This is a genomic window from Nocardia noduli (assembly GCF_019038455.1).
Lineage (GTDB): Bacteria > Actinomycetota > Actinomycetes > Mycobacteriales > Mycobacteriaceae > Nocardia > Nocardia noduli.
This window is the reverse complement of the sequence record NZ_JAFMPL010000099.1, coordinates 12943-31279: the sequence shown is the minus strand read 5'-3', so window position 1 is coordinate 31279 and position 18337 is coordinate 12943. Positions and strand designations below refer to the sequence as shown.

Here is an 18337-nt window from a genome sequence, read left to right as displayed (position 1 = left end):
GCCTTGCAGCGCCTCGGGGAGCTCAAAGCGCAGGGTGTGTTGGACGAGAACGAGTTCAATGCCATGAAGGCAAAGATCTTGGCGTCCTGACCGGTGGGCGACGCGCCGACGCGAGCGGGCGCGGGCCTGGTCCTCGCGGTTCTCGGCGCGGGCCAGTTCCTGATGACCCTGGACAGTTCCGTGATGAATGTGTCGATGGCGACGGTGGCCGCCGACGTCGGCACCACGATCACCGGTATCCAGACCGCGATCACGCTGTACACGCTGGTGATGGCGACCCTGATGATCACCGGCGGCAAGATCGGCGCGATGCTCGGCCATCGCCGCGCGTTCGGGATCGGGCTGGTGATCTACGGCATCGGCTCGACCACCACCGCGCTCGCGCCGAATCTGGCGATACTGCTGCTGGGCTGGTCCCTGCTCGAAGGCCTCGGCGCGGCGCTGATCATGCCCGCGATCGTGTCGCTGGTCGCGTCGAACTTTCCGTCCGAACGCCGCGCGGGCGCATACGGGTTGGTGGCCGCGGCGGGTGCGGCGGCGGTGGCGGTGGGGCCGCTGCTCGGCGGCGCCGTCACCACCTTCGCGTCCTGGCGTTATGTGTTCGCCGGTGAGGTCGTACTCGTCGTCATGATCCTGGCGGTCCTGCGGCGTATCGAGGACGCGCCGGCCTCCTCGGCGGTGCGCCTGGACATCGTCGGCTCGGCCCTTTCGGTGCTCGGGCTGGGCATGGTGGTGTTCGGTGTGCTGCGTTCGAGCGAGTGGGGGTGGGTGCAGTCCAAGCCGAACGGCCCGCAGGTGTTCGGGTTGTCGCCGGTGGTGTGGCTGCTGATGGGCGGGCTGGTGGTGCTCTACGGGTTCATGCGCTGGCAGATCAGGATGACGGCGAAGGGCCGCGAGCCGTTGGTGCGCCCGGGCATCCTGCGCAACAGGCAATTGGGGGGCGGGCTCACGATGTTCTTCGCCCAGTTCCTGATCCAGGCCGGTGTCTTCTTCTCGGTTCCGTTGTTCCTGTCGGTGGTGCTCGAACTCAGCGCGCTGGAGACGGGTCTGCGGATCCTGCCGTTGTCGGCCGCGTTGGTGCTGGCTGCGGCGGGAATTCCGAAATTCCTGCCGGACGCGAGTCCTCGGCGTGTGGTCCGGGTTGGACTGGCGTCGATGATCGTCGGGATCGTGATGCTGGTGGCCGGGGTCGATCCGGCGGCCGACGCGAGCGTGGTGATGGTGCCGATGCTGTTCATGGGGTTCGGGTTGGGTGCGTTGTCGTCGCAGCTGGGGGCGATCACGGTGTCCTCGGTGGCCGATTCGGAGAGCGCCGAGGTCGGCGGATTGCAGAACACCGCGACCAATCTCGGTGCGTCGCTGGGGACCGCGCTGATCGGCTCGATTCTCATCGCGACGCTGACCGGTTCGGTGCTCGCCGGTATCGAGGACAATCCGGCTGTCCCGGCTTCGGTGGCCGAGCGCGCGTCCACCGAACTGGCCGATGGCGTGCCGTTCCTGTCGACGCCGCAGTTGCAGGACGCGCTGACCTCCGCGGGTGTCACCGGTCAGCCGGCCGACGCGGTCGTCGAGATCAACGCCGATGCCAGGCTCGACGCGCTGCGGGTGGCCTTGGCGGTGACCGCGCTGCTCGCCATCGCCGCGCTGTTCGCGACCGGCCTGTTGCCTCGGCGCGCGATCGGTCGCGCCCGAGCAGCGTCGGAGCCGTGACACCGACGTGAATCCCTGCGTGGGACAGGTCTATTCGTCGCCGTCGCGGCCGCGCAGGAACCCGCCGACGGCGGTCTCGTCGAGAGCGAAGGCCTTGACGATCGCGGCCGCGCCGACGATCACGAGCGACAGCACGAAAAGCCAGCTGATCGAGGTGAACGCGAGCCCGAGCGGACCGAATTGCTCACGCGCGTTGGCCGCCAGGCGAGGCAGCACGACCCGGCCCGCGATGTGCACCAGGCACAATCCGATCGCGGTGAGAACTCCCGAGGTCCAGAGCAGCCGTCCGTTCAACGCGCCCTTCGTCAGCAGGAAGGGCACGAGAATCCACACGAAGGACCAGACGATCAGCTCGATCACCAGCGACAGCGGCGGGCCGACGTAGGCGATCCGGCCGAGTTGGCGGGTCTGGCCGACCACCCCTGCGGCGAGGGCGACCGTCAGCAGCGCCGCCAGCCACCGCCACGCGTCACGCCCGCCGATAGCCGGGACCTTCCACACCACCTGATACAGGCGTCCGAGCGCTCGCGCGAAGGAGGTGCCGCCGATCAGGACGACGAACAGTCCGACCACGCCGAACGCCGCGACCGTGGGGTCGGCGACGGTGGTGTCGGGGCCCGCGCCCAGGGCCGCCGAATCGAATCCGAACTGGTCGCGAATCGTGTTCTCCGCGGCGTCCCAGCCGCTGATGACCGAGGCGGCGATGATGACGGGTAATACCGAGGTGAATATCTGCGCCGCCAATGCCAGCGAACGATCGGCGATCTGGATATCGGCGAAACCCTCGAGTACTCGGCGGAGGGTGCGCCCGTAGGGTGTTCCGCGTAGCAGGCCGGTCACCGACTGGGTGCGGGCCAGCGACATTTCCCGGGCCAACGCCATCGATAATTTCACGGACCGCACCCTGGCTCACTACCCTTCGTCGTGAACGGGTCGGAGTCGCCCGACCGAACCAACTGGAATCGACGCTACGCTGTCGCGGCATCGGCTACGCCCCGTCGGCTATTCATTGTTACGGTCCCGACCCGGACATATCCGCCACGAAACCCGTGCGGCGGTGGAAAAGACACCTCATGCGTCACACGTGTGCGAGGATCGGTACACGGGCACATCGGGTCATCCGCGCGATCGGGATGGCATGTGTTCCGTTCATTTCCAGGTATCGCATCGATATGACGCACACGGATTCTCCGACGAATTCAGGAGCAGACCGATGATATCGAGGAAGAGTGTTTGTGGAATCGCCGCCACGGCGGTCGTTCTGACGATGATCACCGCATGCGGATCCGACAGCGATTCGGATTCGTCGGCGTCGGCGACAACGGCGACGACGACCACCGCCGCCACCGCCACGTCGAGTTCGACGAACGACATGCGCAGCAGTATCGCCGCCACCGCGTCCTCCGCGGTGAGTTCGGCGCTGAACACCGCGCAGCAGGCCATCCAGAACACCATCAACGCCGCCGTCGCCGCCGCGCCGATCAGCTTCGACAGCGGAAGTTCCGACCTCGGGGCGCTGGATGTGGCGACCATCAACGCGGTGGCGATCCCGCTCAAGGGCAACGACACAAAGGTCCGCGTCACGACCTACGGTCCGGATCTGGCCTTGGCGAAAGCGCGCGGCGACAACGTCGCGGCCGAACTGGAATCGGCGGGAGTGGACAAGGATCGCATCACCGTGCGCGCCGAGACCGCGCCGAACGATCCGGACGTCGCCGTCGACAACGCCAAGATCGAGGTCGTCTCGGATTAGCCGCGAGCCGACGAACTCAGCGGTGCGAGACCACGTCGGGGAAACGGTGCCGCAGCCGGTCCATGTATCGGCGCACGTCCCGTAGCTCGGTCTCGAGCCGCCGGGTGGCGGAACTTCCGGAACCGGTCAGGGCGATCTCGCGGGTGAGGCTGCCTACCTGGACAGCGAGCAGCTGCAGGAAGACTCGGGCTTGGGCGCGGTCGGCGTCGTCCATCGATCAGGGCCGATCTGTCGGGGTCGTATCGGGTATGCCCGTGGTTTCGCGGCCGAGGTCCACAGCCGCAGAACCGATTCGGACGGTACCTGTTCCGACGGCGTGTGACGGGCGGATTACGGGGAATCGCAACGGTGTCGAGTTGTTTCGCGCCGGTCGATGGTGGCCAGTGCGAGGTCGGCCCAGCGGATGTTCTCGCGTTCGAAGGCGATACCGCGCAGCAGGGTGAGGTAGGGGCCGACGGCCTCGGCTTCGAGCAGGTAGGTCTGTTCGTTCCGGTCGCCGAGCATCGCGGCCCTGCCCCGTTCGTAGCGGGCCAGTTTCGCTTCGGCCCGGAGTTTGCTGTCGGCGACGGACGCGCGGATCGACGCGGTGTCGCAGACGTCGATCGCTCGGACCTGCACCAGCAGTTCGTCGCGGATGGCGGTGGGTTTCGGCGTTCGGGCGGTGAACGCCCGCAATGCTTCCCAGCCCGCCGGGGTCAGCGAGTGCAGACGTTTGTTCGGCCTGCGTTCCTGTTCGACGACGCGGGTGTGGATGAGTCCTTCCTCGGCCATCCGGTCGAGTTCGCGGTACAGCTGCTGCGGGGTGGCCATCCAGTAGTTGGCGACCGAGGCGTCGAAATCCTTGGCCAGGTCGTAGCCGGAGGCTTCTCCCTCGATCAGCGCGGCCATCACCGCGTTGCGTAGCGCCATCGGCCAAGGCTATCGGCATCTGGACATCGGCGCGGAACCTGGTTAGCGTGCCGGAGACATAGTCAACAAATTGAGTAATCGAGGTGTGGGATGCATCCTTTCCGCAAGGCCGTCGAGGACCGGGACATGGCCGCCGTCGAGGCACTGCTCGCCGAGGAGGTCGTGTTCACCAGCCCGGTGGCGTTCTCGCCGTATCCGGGCAAACCCATCACCGCGGCGATCCTGCGCGCGGTGATGCGGGTCTTCGAGGACTTCCGCTACGTACGTGAGATCGCGGACGAGGGCGGCCGTGATCACGCCTTCGTCTTCGAGGCGACGGTGGCGGGCAAACGTCTCAGCGGCTGCGACTTCCTGCATTTCGACGAGGAGGGCAAAATCGACGACTTCACGGTCATGGTGCGTCCGCTCTCGGCCGCCACCGCCCTGGCCGAGGCGATGGGCGCGCAGTTCGAGCGGATCAAGACCGAGGCCGCGGCCGCGATCGAGAACGGCAGCGCGGGACTGTAGGGGCGTTCAGTCCGCGGCGGCGGTCATCGGGACGGTGATCATGGCGACGATCATGTCGACGATCTCCCCGGAATCGTCGGGCCTCGGTGCCCGCACCCCCGATTCCAGGGTTCGTTCGTAGTCGGCGACGAGTGCGAACAGCACCGTCGCCATGGTTTCCAGGCGTCGCCGACGATGACGCGGGGGCAGATGCGGGAGCGCGGCCGTGAGGCGGGTGGCGATGATGCGCACGGCGGCGCGGTCGGATCCGGCGAGGCGGCGCGCGTCGGCGATCACCGGGTGGGTGCGCACGACCTCGAGGAAACGGCCGTAGTGGCTGACCCCGGAGCGGTCGAGGAGTTCGAGGATCGGGTCGGCCAGCATGGTGACCAGCGCGCGCAGGTCGTGCGCGGTGCCGTCGGCTTCGTGGGCGGCGAGCAGTTCCATGCGGCGCTGCTCGAGCCAGTTCATGCGACGGTCGACGATGGCCTCGATCAGCCCGGTGCGGGAGTCGAAGTAGTAGTGCACGGCCGAGTTGTTGCGCTGACCGGCGGCCGCCGCGATATCGCGCAGCGGTACCTCGACGCCGCGTTCGGCGATGAGTCGTTCGCCGGCGTCGAGCAGCGCCGAGCGCGAATCATCGGTGTGCATGGGCGAACCCTACTAAATCGTAGTCTTGACGATGTTAAGCACTGATGATTAATTGGGGTGGTGCGATTAGAACGCGTTCCAGTCTTGTCCGATATCGGCCGCTCGACGGCGGCCGACGGGACAGCTCTGCGCGCACGAGGCGGCGTCCGATGACCATCGCCGCCGGACCGATCTTCCAGCTGGGCTGGGTGGTACCCGATATCACCTCGGCCACAGCGGAATTCGCCGACCGCTACGGCGTCACCGAATGGTTCGCGCTCGACGAGGTGCGCTTCGGGCCGCGCACCTGCCGCTACCGGGGACGGCCCGCCGACTACACCGTCGCGGTGGCACTCGGCTACGCGGGCGGCCAGCAACTGGAACTGATCGCGCCACGCGCCGGTGACAGTCCGTACTCCGAGTACCTGACCCGATCCGGCGCGGGACTGCACCACATCGCCTACATACCGGACGATTTCGACGCCGCACTCGCCGAAGCGCGCGCCGCGGGCACCGAGATCATCGCCGAGGGCGACCTCGAAGGGGCCGGCATGGAATTCGCCTACCTCGACGGCGGGTCGATCGGCACCTGCGTCGAATTGATGCGACTGTCAGCGCAGATGAAGGCCGTGTTCGACCGGCTCGTCCCCCACGGGCACACGAACCCGTGGGTATAGCGGCCCGGAACCGTATCAGCCACGAAAACTACAGGGACGAAAGGCAATCCAGATGCGATTCACCTATGCCGAGGCCATGACCGACCCGTCGTACTATGTGCCGCTGGCACAGGCCGCCGAAGCCGCCGGATACAGCTCGATCACGGTGGCCGACAGCATCGCGTACCCGAAGGAATCCGATTCGACCTACCCCTACACCCCCGACGGCAATCGCGAATTCCTCGAGGACAAGCCGTTCGTCGAGGCGTTCGTGCTCTCCGCCGCGATCCTGGCGGCGACGACCACCCTGCGCGTGACGCCGTTCGTCGTCAAATTGCCGATCCGGCCGCCGGTACTGGTGGCCAAACAGGCCGCCTCGCTCGCGGCGATGAGCAACAACCGGTTCGGATTCGGCGTCGGCATCAGCCCGTGGCCCGACGACTTCGAGATCATGGGGGTGCCGTTCGAGAAGCGCGGCGCCCGGATGGACGAATGCATCGACATCGTGCGCGGGCTGTGCGCGGGCGGCTACTTCGAATTCCACGGCGAGTTCTACGACCTGCCGCCGATCAAGATCAACCCGGTCTCGACCGAACCGGTTCCGATCCTCATCGGCGGCCACAGCAAACCCGCGCTGCGCCGCGCCGCCCAGCGCGGCGACGGCTGGATGCACGCCGGCGGTGATCCGGCCGAGCTGGACCGGCTGCTCGCCGAACTCGACACGTTGCGCGCCGAGTACGGCACACGCAAGGATTTCGAAGTGCACGTCATCTCGCTGGACGGATTCACCGTCGACGGCATCAAGCGGCTCGAGGACAAGGGCATCACCGATGTCATAGTCGGCTTCCGCAATCCCTACACCACCGAACACGACACCGAACCGCTCGACGTCAAGATCAGGAACCTCACCAAGTTCGCCGAAAGGGTCATCGCCGCGACCGGGAACTGAGACCCGCGAAAGGCCCGGTCGACGTCGATACCGGGACGTGGGATCGACCCGTGCGTACGCTCGGCTACGGCCCGACACGCTGAGTGCGGGAACCGGGCGGCAGGCCGGGTCGGGTGCGAGGCGGGTCGAACCCGTCGGGTGCTCACGTCCACGGAGGTGTCATGAGTTTGGCGGTGCGGCTCGGTGAGCTGCTCGGGGGAACGGTACGCGGGATAGCCGACCTCGGCCCCAGCCACGGATGGACGCTGCATCGGGCGATCCTGTCCGACGGGCGCGACGTGTTCGTCAAATCCGCGCCCGACCACGCCGTGGTCCTCGCCGCCGAAGCCGCGGGCCTGCGCTGGCTGGCCGAGGCCGCGCCGAAGGCCGTACCGCAGGTACTCGCCGTCGACGACCACCTGCTGGTGCTGCCCTGGCTACCGGAGACCACCCCCACTCCCGCCACCGCCGAACAACTCGGCCGCGACCTCGCCCAGTTGCACGCGAACTCCCCCGGCGTGTTCGGCGCACCGTGGCCGGGCCGCATCGCCGAACTACCGCTGGACAATACCGAGGTCCGCGATATCGAGGCGCCGCCCACCGTGAACGGATCGTCGACGGCGGCGCCGACGCTCGGCTGGCCGCGGTGGTACGCCGAATACCGGCTCGCCCCCTTCCTGCCCGCGGCCGCGAAACACCTCGGGACCGAGGGCACCCGGCTGATCGAGCAGGTCATCGACCGCGTCGAGACCCTCGCGGGTCCGCCGGAACCATCCGCGCGCATCCACGGTGACCTCTGGTCGGGAAATCTGCGCTGGAGCCGCGACCGCGCCCGGCTCATCGACCCCGCGGCCCAGGGCGGGCACCGCGAAACCGACCTCGCCATGCTGGCGCTGTTCGGCGCGCCGCAATTGCCCAGGATTCTCGCCGCCTACCAGCAGATCCGTCCCCTGGCCGACGGCTGGCGCGACCGGGTGGCCCTGCACCAACTGCACCCGCTGCTGGTGCACACGGTGCTCTACGGCGCCACCTATCGGGAACAGACCCTCACCGCCGCCGGTACGGCGCTGGCGGCGGGGCACAGTTCATCCCGCGAGTAACGCGCGACGGGTGACCGCGGCGGCCGGGAGAACGATTCCACGGCCGGTTCGGCCACGGTGACGTTCACCGATGTACAGAACACGCCGGGTCCGGTCCGCCTGCGGCGGCCAGGCGCGCATTCGTCACCCGCAGTTGGTGTTCGGTGGCCTCCGCGAGCACGCGGGTCAGGTTCTCGTCGATCCGACCGCACACTCTTCCCCAGTGCAGTGCGACCCGATCGCCGATATCGGCTTCGGTGGCGAGGCGACGCGTGGACGACACCGCGGTGACGGATCGCGTCTCCGGCGCGGACAGGCGTAATCGGGAGCCGTCGAGGAGCAGGCGGCGGCATTCCACGGTGATCTCGTCGCCACGGCGTGCCCGCACCACGGCCCAGGTGATCCGGCAGTCGTCGAGGATGCGCAGTGGATGTTCGCCGGAGCCGACGCCCAGCAGCCGCGACCACGGGTATACGCCGAAGACGTGGAAGCAGTGATTCGGGGCGGCCTCGCGCGCCAGGTCGGAGGTCAGGTGTTTCCAGTAGTGCCCGGCGGCGGGACCGAGCATCGCGAGGAGTTCGTGGGCGAACGCCTCGCGGTCGAGATCGGCGCCGAGACCGCCGCCCAGCCAGTACGACTCGACCAGGCGGCGATCGAGCGGATCGGCGATGCCCGTCATGCGCGCCATCACCCGAAGGTACGGCCACGCGCCGGAGAATCGGCGGGCGGCCGCGCGGACCTGCGCGACGGTGCCCTCCCGTAGCGCGGTCGCGTCCGGTGGGCCGCAGTAGCCGAGATCGTTCGGTGCGTAGGCGAATCGGGCGAACACGTCCGCGCCGCTGCCTGCCGCGACCTCCGGCGCCGAAGCGCTGTTCGTCGGGTGGCCATCGGCCCGCGTGTTCGCTCGACCGCCGATCATCTCCCGGGGCTCGCTCTCAGCAGATCCGCGGCAGCTGCTCGCCCGCGGGCAGGTCCACCACCCGGGTGCCGCCGAGGGCGGTGCGCGCGACCACCATGCCCGGGTGCTCGGCCACGCAGACGCCGATGATCTCCGCTTTGGCGCCGAGGGGATGCGCGCGCATGGCGGCGAGGATCCTGTCCGCGTCCTCGGGGGCGACGAAGGCGATCAGTTTGCCCTCGTTGGCCACGTACATGGGGTCCAGGCCGAGCAGGCCGCAGGCGTCGCGGACCGCGGCGGGCACGGGCAGTCTGCGTTCGGTCAGCGATACGCCGACCTTCGCGACCCCCGCGATCTCGTTGAGGGTCGCCGCGACCCCGCCCCTGGTCGGATCGCGCAGGACGTGGATATCGGCGCCGGTCGCCAGCATCGCCGCGACCAGGCCGTGCAGCGGCGCGGTGTCACTGCACACGGTCGTCCCGAATTCCAGACCTTCCCGGCAGCTCATCACGGCGATGCCGTGTACGCCGATATCGCCGCTGACCAGGACGACGTCACCGGGACGCGCCCGCTGCGGCCGGATATCGACGCCGTCGTCGAGCACGCCGATACCCGCGGTGTTGATGAAGATGCCGTCGCCGTGTCCGGCGTCGACCACTTTGGTGTCACCGGTGACCAGCGTGACCTCGGCGGCGAGCGCGGCCGTGCCGACGGCCTCGGCCACGTGCGCGATCTCGGCGAGCGCGGTCCCCTCCTCGAGGATGAACGCCGTAGAGAGCACCATCGGCCGCGCGCCGGACATGGCCAGATCGTTGACCGTCCCGTTGACCGCGAGATCACCGATCGAGCCGCCGGGGAACACCAGCGGTTTGACCACGAAGGAGTCGGTGGAGAACGCCAGGTGCGCCCCGCCGATCGTGACGACCGCGGAATCGCCGAGACCGGCGTCGGCGGCCGCGCCGAAGGCGGGCAGGAACAGATGCTCGATGAGTTCACCGGACATCGCGCCGCCGCCGCCGTGGCCCATCACGATGGTGGGCGAATCACGCAGCGGCATCGGGCAGACCCATCCGTTCATGTCGACGGCGGGTTCCCCGGCGCCCCCCATCGGCTCCTTACGCATGCGCCACCTCCGCCGGCAGGTCGAGTCGGCGGTACAGGTAGTACGCCGCGCAGGCGCCCTCGGAGGAGACCATGGTGGCGCCCAGCGGATTTCGCGGTGTGCACTGCTTGCCGAAGGCGGCGCACTCGTGCGGTTTGATCAGCCCTTGCAGTACTTCGCCGGAGCGGCAGATCGCCGATTCCTCGGTCCGCAGATCGTCGACGGAGAACCGCTGTTCGGCGTCGTAGTGCCGGTAGCGCGGGGACAGTCGCCAGCCGCTGCGCGGGATGACGCCGATCCCGCGCCAGGCGCGGTCGGTGACCTCGAAGACGTCGGCGAGCATGGTCTTGGCTGCCGGATTGCCCTCGGCGCGCACCGCGCGGGGATAGGCGTTCTCCACCTCGTGCCTGCCCTGTTCGAGTTGGACCACGGTGCGGCGGATGCCCTCCAGGATGTCGAGCGGTTCGAATCCGGTCACCACCATCGGCACCCGGTACTTCTCGGCCAGCGGCGGATATTCGGCGGTGCCCATCACGCTGCATACATGTCCCGCCGCCAGGAACGCCTGGACGCGACACTCCGGCGATTCCATGATCGCGGCGATGGCAGGGGGTACCAGCACGTGCGAGACCAGCAGCGAGAAATTCTCGATGCCCAGCTTCTTGGCCTGGTAGACCGTCATCGCGTTGGCGGGCGCGGTGGTCTCGAATCCGATGCCGAAGAACACCACCTGCCGATCGGGGTTCTCCTTGGCGACGGTGAGCGCGTCCAGCGGCGAGTAGACGACGCGGACGTCGCCGCCTTCGCTCTTGACCCGGAACAGGTCGCGTTCACTGCCCGGGACGCGGAGCATATCGCCGAAGGAGCAGAAGATGACGCCGGGCGTCGCGGCGATCTCGAGCGCTTTGTCGATCACTTCGAGCGGGGTGACGCACACCGGGCATCCCGGTCCGTGGATCATCTCGATCTCGTCGGGCAGTAATTGGTCGATGCCGTGGCGGATGATCGAATGGGTTTGTCCGCCACAGACTTCCATGATCGCCCAGCGACGGTTGGTCGCCGCGTGGATCTGGTCGAGCAGATTCTTCGCCAGTTCCGGATCACTGAATTCGTCGAGATATTTCATGACGTCACCTCCGGGTCGTCGTCACGGGTTTGCGAATCGGTGGGATCGGGGAGTCCGGCCTGTCTGGCGGCGAGGGCGAACCCGTCGCCGAATTCCTCGTTCAGCACACCGAGATGTTCGAATTCGGCCAGGGTGCGCAGCGCGGACTCCTCGTCCAGCCGTTGGATGGCGAACCCGACGTGGACCACCACGTAGTCACCGACGACCGCGTCGGGAATGTATTCCAGGCACACATCCTTGTGCACGCCGCCGAAGTCGACGGTCGACATCAGCGTGCCGTCACGTTCTCGCAGGCTGAGCACTTTCCCCGGAACTGCCAGGCACATCGTTGCCTCCTTCCGCTCAGCCCGCGTTACCCGCGAGCAGTTGCCCGAACGAGAGACCGCCGTCGTTGGGTGGCAGCCTCCGATGGGTGATGACGTGAAAACCTTTCTCGCGCAGCAGTCTTCGCGCGGTCGACAGCAGTAGCGCGTTCTGGAATACCCCGCCGGTCAGCGCGACGGCGGTGGTCTCGGCCGCGAATTCGGCCGCGAGCTCGACGATCGATCCGGCCACGGCGGCATGGAAGCGCGCACCGATCACGCCCGCGGGGATGCCGGTGAGCACGTCGGTCACGACCTCGGCGATCACCGGGGCCGGGTCGATCCCGACGGGGTCGGTCGAGTGATCCATCGTGAAGCGATACCGGCGCGCGCCGGGGTCGACACCGCGCGAGCGTCCCTCGAATTCGATCGCCGCCTGTGCCTCGTAGTCGACGCGGTGGCGTACCCCGGCCAGCGAGGACACCGCGTCGAAGAGACGTCCCATACTCGAGGTCGGGACGCAGCCGAGTCCGGTGCGGAACTGGTGCGACAGGATCGCGCGTTCGTCGGCGGGGCAGGCGCGCACCGAGGGAATCCCCTCGGCCCGGTCGAGTCCGGCGGCCCACAGGTGGGCGAGGGCCATCCGGTAGGGGCGGTGCACGCTCGCGTCGCCACCGGCGAGCGGCACGTATTTCAGGTGGGCCAGCCGCCGATAGCCCTTGTATCCGGCCGCGAGCACTTCACCGCCCCAGATGGCGTCGTCGGGCCCGAAACCGGTGCCGTCGAAGGCGATGCCGAGCACGGTGTCCTCGGCACCGAGGCCGTGTTCGCCCATGACGGCGGCGATGTGGGCGTGGTGGTGCTGCACGGTGCGCACCGGTCGGGTACCGGCGTGCTCGTGTGCCCATCGAGTGGAGCGGTAGCGCGGGTGCGCGTCGGCGATCAGATGTTCCGGTCGCACGCCGGTCAGGGCGCACAGGTGCGCGGTGGCGTCGTCGAAGGCGCGCAGGGTCGCGAGGTCGTCCATATCGCCGATGTGCTGACTGAGCCAGGCGTAGCGGCCGTCGCCGACCGCGCTGGTGTTCTTCAGGTCGGCGCCGACGGCCAGGGTCGGCGGAACCGGCGTCGGCAGGGTCAGCGGCAGCGGGGCATAGCCGCGCGAGCGCCGGACCGGCAGTTCCTCGCCGTCGACGAGTCGGACCACCGAATCGTCGCAGGGCACGAGAATCCGCCGGTCGTGCGACAGCCAGGCGTCGGCGAGACCGGCGAGTCCGGTGCGCGCGTCGCGATCGTCGTAGCAGATCGGTTCGCCGCCGCGATTGCCCGAGGTCATGACCAGATGCTGGGGGCCGGGTTCGTCGCCGGGCAATCCGAACAGCAACAGGTGCAGCGGTGTGTAGGCCAGCAGCACCCCGAGATCGGGTATCCCCGGTGCCACCGATTCCGCCAGCGTCATTCGACCGCCGAGCAGCACGATCGGGCGTTGCGGGCCCGTGAGCAGCGTCGCGGCCCGGGCATCCACGTCGGCGACGGTGCGGGCGCGCTCGAGGTCGGGCACCATCACCGCGAACGGTTTGTCGCCGCGGCGTTTGCGGTGACGCAGGCGGGCGACCGCCGCCTCGTCGGTCGCGTCGCAGGCCAGGTGATAGCCGCCGATACCCTTCACGGCGAGAATTCCCCCGTCGCGCAACAGGTTTCGCGCGGCGGTGATCGGGTCGCCCGGACCGGGCCCGTGGTAGGTCAGGCGTGGGCCGCAGTCGGGGCAGGCGATGGGCTGGGCGTGGAAACGGCGGTCGGCGGGGTCGTGGTATTCGGTCGCGCAGCGCGGGCACATCGCGAAATCGGCCATGGAGGTCCGGGCCCGGTCGTAGGGCAGGCTCGCGATGATGGTGAACCGAGGACCGCAGTTGGTGCAGGTGATGAACGGGTGACGGTAGCGCCGGTCGGCCGGGTCGCGTAGTTCGGCGACGCAGTCCGCGCAGATCGCCACGTCCGGCGAGGCCAGGGTGCGGCCACCGTCGTGGCGGGTGGTGTCCGCGATGTGGAAGCCGGTGCCGCCGCGCACCGCGACGGTGTGTTCCTCGACGGATTCGACGACCGCGAGCGGCGGTGGCCGTTCCCGCAGCCGACGCGAGAAGGCGTCGACCTCGGCGGGCGCGCCCTCGACCTCGACGACCACTCCCGAACTGTCGTTGTACACCCGCCCGGTCAGGGCGAATTCGGCCGCGGTGGTGTAGACGAAGGGCCGGAATCCCACGCCCTGCACCACGCCGCGGACCAGCAGTCGCCTGCGCAGGCGCGCCGCGGTCACGGCTGCTCTCCTCGTCCGAGCAGCCGGAGTCCGGCCATCGCCTCGACCGCGCCCGCCTCGTCGGTCTTCTCCACCGCGAAACCCATGTGGATGATCACCCAGTCGCCCGGTCGGGCCGGATCGTCCTCCAGCAGGCCGATATTGACCTTGCGGCTCTCACCGGAGACGTCGACGAGCCCGATCTGTCCGTGGTAGCCGTCGGGGATCTCCACGACCCGGCCGGGAATGCCCAGACACATGCTCACACCTCCGGTCGGGTCGTGAGCGGTTGCGCCGCCATGAGGTCGGTGAGCACCTCGCCCACCGCGTCGAGGGCGGGCGTCACCGCGGCGGCGACGGGTTCGGACAGTCCGATGCCCTCGGCCACCGTGGCGATCCGGCAGCCGACGACGACCGTCGGCGGCAGCGTGCCGCCCAGCGCGCGGACGCCGGCGAACACCGCGGCCGGATCCATCGCGTGCGCGTCCAGACCCGTCGCGCCGGTGGTGTCGGGGTCTGCGGCGAATACCTCTATCCGTCCCGGCTGCTCCCGTCGCGGCAGCGCGTCGACGAGCACCAGTGCCTGCCACGGGTCGAGCAGGTCGTAGGCCAGGTGCATACCTCGGATGCCGTAGTCGACGACGCGCACGGTATCGGCCGGATAGTGCGGCAGTCGCCGTATCACTTCCGGTCCGAAGCCGTCGTCGCCGAGGAAGATGTTGCCGATCCCGGCGACGAGTATCCGCGCCGTCATCTCACATCCGGCGTATCTTCATGTACCGCTTGACATCCGGTATCGAACGCACGCCCACCAGTACGCCGAATACGGCTCCGGCGGCGACCAGGGCGAGTGCGATGACTCCCACCGTCTCCATGACGGACCTACCTTTCCTCTGTCGGGCCGTCGAGCGGCTCGATCTCGTCGGGCGCGAAATAGAGATAGCGGCCGTACCATTCGTGCAGTTCGGCGGCGGGGTCGTCCTCGATGACCACACCGATATGGGCGTCACCGTCGACGTCCTCGTGCACCGTCACCACCCGTGCGGCCCGGCCGTCGTAGAACAGGTCGTGCGCGTCGGCGCGACGCGACGGACGCAGCCGCACCCGGCTGCCTTTGCGCACCATGACCCCGGCCACGGCGACCGCGTCGGATTCGGGGCGCACGGCGGTGTCTGCGAGTGGATCCCACCAGTCCACGCCCTGCGGGACCTCGGGCACCAGTCCCGGCGGTTGCCGCAGGTGCGGGTCGCGCAGGACGCCGTGCAGTCGCGCCATGGCGTCGGGGGTCATCGCGTCGCAGCGGTCGATGACGGCGGCGGCGTGCGGATCGGTCGCGCGGGCCTGGGCCTTCTCCTCGTCGGTCATCGTCATCACGCGCAGGGTCAGGATCTCGTCGATCTCGGTCGAGTCGAACAGCGGGCCCTCGCTCTGTTCGGCGATCTCGGGGTGGTCGTAGAGGATGATCGGCGAGACGAGCATCAGCCGGTGTTCGCCCGACGGACCGGCGAGCACCGGAAAACATCGGTGCCGGGTGCATTCCGCCGCGGCCCGCTCGGCGTGCGGCGGGGGTTCGAGCAGCGAGTGGAATCGGCCCTCGGCGACTTCGGCGATGATGTGCGCGCCGATCATGGATCGGGCGATGGCGTCGTCGCTGTCGGAGGCGGGCGCGCCGGTATTGGCGAGCGCGAGGTTCGCGCGCAGGAGTCCGTCGACGGGTTCGACCGACAGTGTCAGTTCGCCTCTGAGCCCACACCTGGTGCGTACCACCTGTCCGGCCGGGGTGCCGTCGGCGTGTGTGAGCGGTTCGGTGTCGACGCCGCCGGGGATGTCGAACGGTGTCGTCGCCGCGATCATCGGCACCGGGCCGATGACGATCTCCCGTTCGACGGCCTCGTCCCAGCTGATCCACGTCCGCTCACCCACCGTCAGTTCCGGTACCGGGTTCGCGTCGGCGTCCCGCACCTGCCGCCGCTGCAATTGCAGGAACCTGACGGTCAGGGTGAGCGTGGCCGCTGCGCTCGCTTCGAGCAGACATTGCGCGCCGAGCCCGGCGTCCTCCCCGAATCCGGCTTCGGCGGCGCCCGGCGGTCCGAGCACACCGAACTGCCAGCGCGACTGGTTCTTGCGCGAGTTCGCCCGGTAGGGGTAGAGCAGATAGCCCTCGTACAGCACGGCGTCGGCCACCGCGCGAGCCCTGGCCCGCGCCGCCGCCGTCCCCGCGAGTTCGCGCGTCACGGCGAATCCTGTGCCGGATGGGAGACATCGGTGAGCAGGCGATCGATCGCGCTGTCGAAATCGAGCAGGCCGTGACCGGATTTGAAGGCGGCCAGTGCCGCGATGGTGGCGTGGTTCAGCCGCAGCCAGCCCGCGTCGGGAAAATTCGCGGCGACCAGATCGCGCCACACCGACACCGGCATCGAATACCTGTCCTCGCGATCCCAGGGAATCTGCTGCACGGCGAAACCGCTGGTGCCCCTGATGAACACGGTTCCGCTGAACAGGAAAACCAGGGGAACGACGCCTTCGCGCAACGCGTGCAGGTATTTCGACGCGCTGACCTCGAAGTCGTAGGTGCACGGCAACGGCAGATCCACCTCGGCGCCGCCGCTGAATCCGGGAACCGTGGTGGCGCAATGCATCCAGAGGAACGAGCGTTGGGTGTCGCGCCAGCGTTCCCTGGGTCCGAACAGGTCGGTCAGGCCCGCGCCCTCCTCGTCGGTGTAGGGCCTGCGATGCGGTTCGATCCGCACCTGGGCGCGGAGCACGAGGGCGTGGACCGGTTCGTCGCCGATGGCGGCGATCCCGATCCGCGCCGACAGTGTCGGGGTCACCGCATAGGGCTGCGGGGCCATGCCGAGCACCGCGAAGGTCGTCGCGTACGCCGGACTCACGCCGCACCACCGGGGCGGGCTCGGGCGGAGACCTCGGTGAAGAATTCGTCGAGATAGCGGTGCACGTCCTGGCCACCGTCGAATCCGCGCCACAGCATCCGCATCCGTCCGACGAATTCGTAGCAGGTGTCGATCGGCAGGAGCAGGCACGCGGCGTGCGCGGTGCCGCGCGCCGGTACCCGGATCATCAGCGCTTCGACATCGGGCACGATCACGTCGAGTTCGGGGTGCGCGGCGAGCAGATCGCGCCAACTCTGGAGCGACAGTTCCGATTCGGTGGCTCCCGCGGGCCCGGGATAGAAGGCCACGGTGCGATCCAACGCGGAGTTGACGAAGAAGAAGGCCAGGCCGACGGGGATGTCGAGCGCGTCCCACTCGGCTTGGGCGATGGTGAAATCCGGGAACGACAGGTAGCGGTCCGGCACGGCGCGATACCGCAGTGCCGCGCTGCTGTCGGTGAACAGCAGATAGCAGCCGCGGCATACGCACATCAGTTGTCGCCCTTCGACATTCACGACATGCTGATGTCGGTCGCCGAGCGGATCTGCGCACATCTCGCAGCGTTCGCCCGCGCGCGGGGCCGGGGTGCGGTCGGCGGCGATCCGGCGCAGCACGCGCAGCGGCGAGGTCATCCGCTCACCCCCGCCGGGACCGCGACCGCGGGCGCGCCGTCGCGGACGAGGACGGGCAGCGGTTCGAGATGGCCGTCGCCGTCGACCCGCGCGCCCGCGCGCACTACGTCGTAGTGCGCGTGACAGACCGGGCAGCGCAGCACGGCGTCACCGACGGCGAATCCCATCCTGCGGTGCAGTGCCGCGCCCGCCAGCGAGTTGTCGCACGAGGGGCAGTGATCGCGGTAGACGTACAGGTCGTCGCCGACCCGGCAGGCCAGCACCTGCTGTCCGGCGACCGCGAACCCGCCGACCTCGCCCGGGCCGATGGCGCCCAGTTCCGGCACCGTGACCCAGCTCCCGCCCTGATGCGGCGGGTGATCGGTTCGTGCGTGCACGTGGGAGAACAGCGAGTCTGCGGAGATCACGCCGGATTCGGATTCCGGTGCTGCGGCGACCACCTCGATCGACTCGATCTCCGGCGCGGCGGCGCGCACCGCCTCCTCCACCGCGAGTTCCAGGGTCACCGACGAGGACGGGCAGGTCTTGCAACTGCCCGTCAATTCGAGGCTGACCACTCCGTCTGCCACCCCGAGCAGGGTGACGTCGCCGCCGTGCGAGCCGAGGTAGGGCCGCACACTGTCCAGCGCCGTGGCGACCCTGGTGTGGACGTCGTGCGGGTGCAGGCCGTGCACGAGCAGCAGGCTCGCCACCAGATCGTCGCGCAGCAGCCGCTCGACCGAGGCGGCGTCCACCAGTTCCAGCACCCGCCCCAGTCCGGCCCCGTAGAGGTCGGACACCTCGCGGACCAACTGTTCGGCCCGTTCGCGTGCCATCGCGCCGCCCGCCGAACTCGCGTCGAGCAGGGTTTCGATCCGTTCGCCCGCCCCCCGCCAGTGGCCCTCCTCGTTCCGTGCGCCTTCCTCGATCGCCGCACCGTCCCGGTCCCACGGACGAACGTCCATC

The 18337-nt window shown here is 68.8% G+C and carries 24 protein-coding genes; 7 read left to right on the top strand and 17 right to left on the bottom strand.

Annotated features, from left to right (window positions below; genetic code table 11):
• A partial coding sequence (locus JZ792_RS33320; RefSeq protein ID WP_216916876.1) for an SHOCT domain-containing protein occupies positions 1 to 90 on the top strand: 90 nt, incomplete at its 5' end.
• Positions 91 to 93: 3 nt separating this feature from the next.
• Positions 94 to 1710 carry an MFS transporter gene (locus JZ792_RS33315; RefSeq protein ID WP_308165558.1) on the top strand — a complete coding sequence of 539 codons (1617 nt, stop codon included), beginning with the start codon at positions 94 to 96 and terminating at the stop codon, positions 1708 to 1710.
• A gap of 30 nt (positions 1711 to 1740) precedes the next feature.
• On the opposite strand, the gene JZ792_RS33310 is transcribed toward JZ792_RS33315, so the two are convergent.
• Positions 1741 to 2604 carry a hypothetical protein gene (locus JZ792_RS33310; protein ID WP_308165557.1) on the bottom strand — a complete coding sequence of 288 codons (864 nt, stop codon included), beginning with the start codon at positions 2602 to 2604 and terminating at the stop codon, positions 1741 to 1743.
• 255 nt (positions 2605 to 2859) lie between these two features.
• Positions 2860 to 3084 carry a hypothetical protein gene (locus tag JZ792_RS33305; protein ID WP_216916863.1) on the bottom strand — a complete coding sequence of 75 codons (225 nt, stop codon included), beginning with the start codon at positions 3082 to 3084 and terminating at the stop codon, positions 2860 to 2862.
• Here JZ792_RS33305 and JZ792_RS33300 point away from each other — a divergent pair.
• Positions 3083 to 3463 (top strand): OmpA family protein, encoded by a 381-nt coding sequence (locus JZ792_RS33300; protein WP_216916862.1) that lies wholly within the window; start codon positions 3083 to 3085, stop codon positions 3461 to 3463. The genes JZ792_RS33305 and JZ792_RS33300 overlap by 2 nt on opposite strands.
• A gap of 16 nt (positions 3464 to 3479) precedes the next feature.
• Here the strand turns inward: JZ792_RS33300 and JZ792_RS33295 are convergent, their stop codons facing one another.
• Entirely contained in the window at positions 3480 to 3677 is a 198-nt protein-coding gene (locus tag JZ792_RS33295) for a hypothetical protein (RefSeq protein WP_216916861.1), read from the bottom strand.
• A 116-nt stretch (positions 3678 to 3793) separates the two neighbouring features.
• On the bottom strand, positions 3794 to 4372 hold the full coding sequence (locus JZ792_RS33290) for a PadR family transcriptional regulator (RefSeq protein WP_216916860.1): 579 nt from the start codon (positions 4370 to 4372) through the stop codon (positions 3794 to 3796).
• 90 nt (positions 4373 to 4462) lie between these two features.
• Between JZ792_RS33290 and JZ792_RS33285 the strand changes: the two genes are divergently transcribed.
• The gene (locus JZ792_RS33285) at positions 4463 to 4879 is read left to right on the top strand and encodes a nuclear transport factor 2 family protein (RefSeq protein WP_216916859.1); all 417 of its coding nucleotides are present in this window, start codon (positions 4463 to 4465) and stop codon (positions 4877 to 4879) included.
• A gap of 6 nt (positions 4880 to 4885) precedes the next feature.
• Here JZ792_RS33285 and JZ792_RS33280 read toward each other — a convergent pair whose 3' ends face one another.
• Positions 4886 to 5509, bottom strand: a complete 624-nt coding sequence (locus JZ792_RS33280; protein ID WP_216916858.1) for a TetR family transcriptional regulator — start codon at positions 5507 to 5509, stop codon at positions 4886 to 4888.
• A gap of 149 nt (positions 5510 to 5658) precedes the next feature.
• Here JZ792_RS33280 and JZ792_RS33275 point away from each other — a divergent pair, with 149 nt between their 5' ends.
• The 3 genes from JZ792_RS33275 (at position 5659) to JZ792_RS33265 (ending at position 8172) form a co-directional block, all read left to right on the top strand.
• Positions 5659 to 6165, top strand: coding sequence for a VOC family protein (locus tag JZ792_RS33275; protein ID WP_216916857.1), 507 nt, complete (start codon positions 5659 to 5661; stop codon positions 6163 to 6165).
• A gap of 52 nt (positions 6166 to 6217) precedes the next feature.
• Complete coding sequence (locus JZ792_RS33270) at positions 6218 to 7093, top strand: TIGR03619 family F420-dependent LLM class oxidoreductase (RefSeq protein ID WP_216916856.1); 876 nt, start codon at positions 6218 to 6220, stop codon at positions 7091 to 7093.
• 161 nt (positions 7094 to 7254) lie between these two features.
• Positions 7255 to 8172 (top strand): fructosamine kinase family protein, encoded by a 918-nt coding sequence (locus JZ792_RS33265; RefSeq protein WP_216916855.1) that lies wholly within the window; start codon positions 7255 to 7257, stop codon positions 8170 to 8172.
• Between the two features lie 64 nt (positions 8173 to 8236).
• Here JZ792_RS33265 and JZ792_RS33260 read toward each other — a convergent pair whose 3' ends face one another.
• The 12 genes from JZ792_RS33260 to JZ792_RS33210 are packed head-to-tail and all read right to left on the bottom strand — an operon-like array spanning position 8237 to position 18336.
• On the bottom strand, positions 8237 to 9070 hold the full coding sequence (locus JZ792_RS33260) for a DUF6390 family protein (protein ID WP_254190698.1): 834 nt from the start codon (positions 9068 to 9070) through the stop codon (positions 8237 to 8239).
• A gap of 16 nt (positions 9071 to 9086) precedes the next feature.
• Positions 9087 to 10172: a hydrogenase expression/formation protein HypE gene (hypE, locus tag JZ792_RS33255; RefSeq protein ID WP_308165556.1), complete on the bottom strand. Its 1086-nt coding sequence runs from the start codon at positions 10170 to 10172 to the stop codon at positions 9087 to 9089.
• Positions 10165 to 11277, bottom strand: coding sequence for a hydrogenase formation protein HypD (gene hypD / locus JZ792_RS33250; RefSeq protein ID WP_216916854.1), 1113 nt, complete (start codon positions 11275 to 11277; stop codon positions 10165 to 10167). Before hypD ends, hypE begins: the two co-directional genes overlap by 8 nt.
• The gene (locus JZ792_RS33245; protein WP_216916853.1) at positions 11274 to 11603 is read right to left on the bottom strand and encodes a HypC/HybG/HupF family hydrogenase formation chaperone; all 330 of its coding nucleotides are present in this window, start codon (positions 11601 to 11603) and stop codon (positions 11274 to 11276) included. Before JZ792_RS33245 ends, hypD begins: the two co-directional genes overlap by 4 nt.
• 16 nt (positions 11604 to 11619) lie before the next feature.
• Positions 11620 to 13890: a carbamoyltransferase HypF gene (hypF, locus tag JZ792_RS33240; RefSeq protein ID WP_216916852.1), complete on the bottom strand. Its 2271-nt coding sequence runs from the start codon at positions 13888 to 13890 to the stop codon at positions 11620 to 11622.
• Positions 13887 to 14129 carry a HypC/HybG/HupF family hydrogenase formation chaperone gene (locus JZ792_RS33235; RefSeq protein ID WP_216916851.1) on the bottom strand — a complete coding sequence of 81 codons (243 nt, stop codon included), beginning with the start codon at positions 14127 to 14129 and terminating at the stop codon, positions 13887 to 13889. Before JZ792_RS33235 ends, hypF begins: the two co-directional genes overlap by 4 nt.
• Positions 14130 to 14131: 2 nt before the next feature.
• Positions 14132 to 14623 carry a hydrogenase maturation protease gene (locus JZ792_RS33230; protein WP_216916850.1) on the bottom strand — a complete coding sequence of 164 codons (492 nt, stop codon included), beginning with the start codon at positions 14621 to 14623 and terminating at the stop codon, positions 14132 to 14134.
• 1 nt (position 14624) lies between these two features.
• A complete protein-coding gene (locus JZ792_RS43595) occupies positions 14625 to 14744 on the bottom strand; it encodes a DUF6893 family small protein (protein ID WP_405182150.1) in 120 nt (39 codons plus the stop codon).
• Positions 14745 to 14751: 7 nt separating this feature from the next.
• Positions 14752 to 16104: a hypothetical protein gene (locus JZ792_RS33225; RefSeq protein ID WP_216916849.1), complete on the bottom strand. Its 1353-nt coding sequence runs from the start codon at positions 16102 to 16104 to the stop codon at positions 14752 to 14754.
• On the bottom strand, positions 16101 to 16760 hold the full coding sequence (locus JZ792_RS33220; protein ID WP_308165555.1) for a DUF6084 family protein: 660 nt from the start codon (positions 16758 to 16760) through the stop codon (positions 16101 to 16103). The genes JZ792_RS33225 and JZ792_RS33220 overlap by 4 nt, the downstream gene beginning before the upstream one ends.
• Positions 16757 to 17392 carry a DUF5947 family protein gene (locus tag JZ792_RS33215; RefSeq protein WP_216916848.1) on the bottom strand — a complete coding sequence of 212 codons (636 nt, stop codon included), beginning with the start codon at positions 17390 to 17392 and terminating at the stop codon, positions 16757 to 16759. Before JZ792_RS33215 ends, JZ792_RS33220 begins: the two co-directional genes overlap by 4 nt.
• Positions 17389 to 18336: a NifU family protein gene (locus JZ792_RS33210; protein WP_216916847.1), complete on the bottom strand. Its 948-nt coding sequence runs from the start codon at positions 18334 to 18336 to the stop codon at positions 17389 to 17391. Before JZ792_RS33210 ends, JZ792_RS33215 begins: the two co-directional genes overlap by 4 nt.
• Between the last annotated feature and the right edge of the window lies 1 nt (position 18337).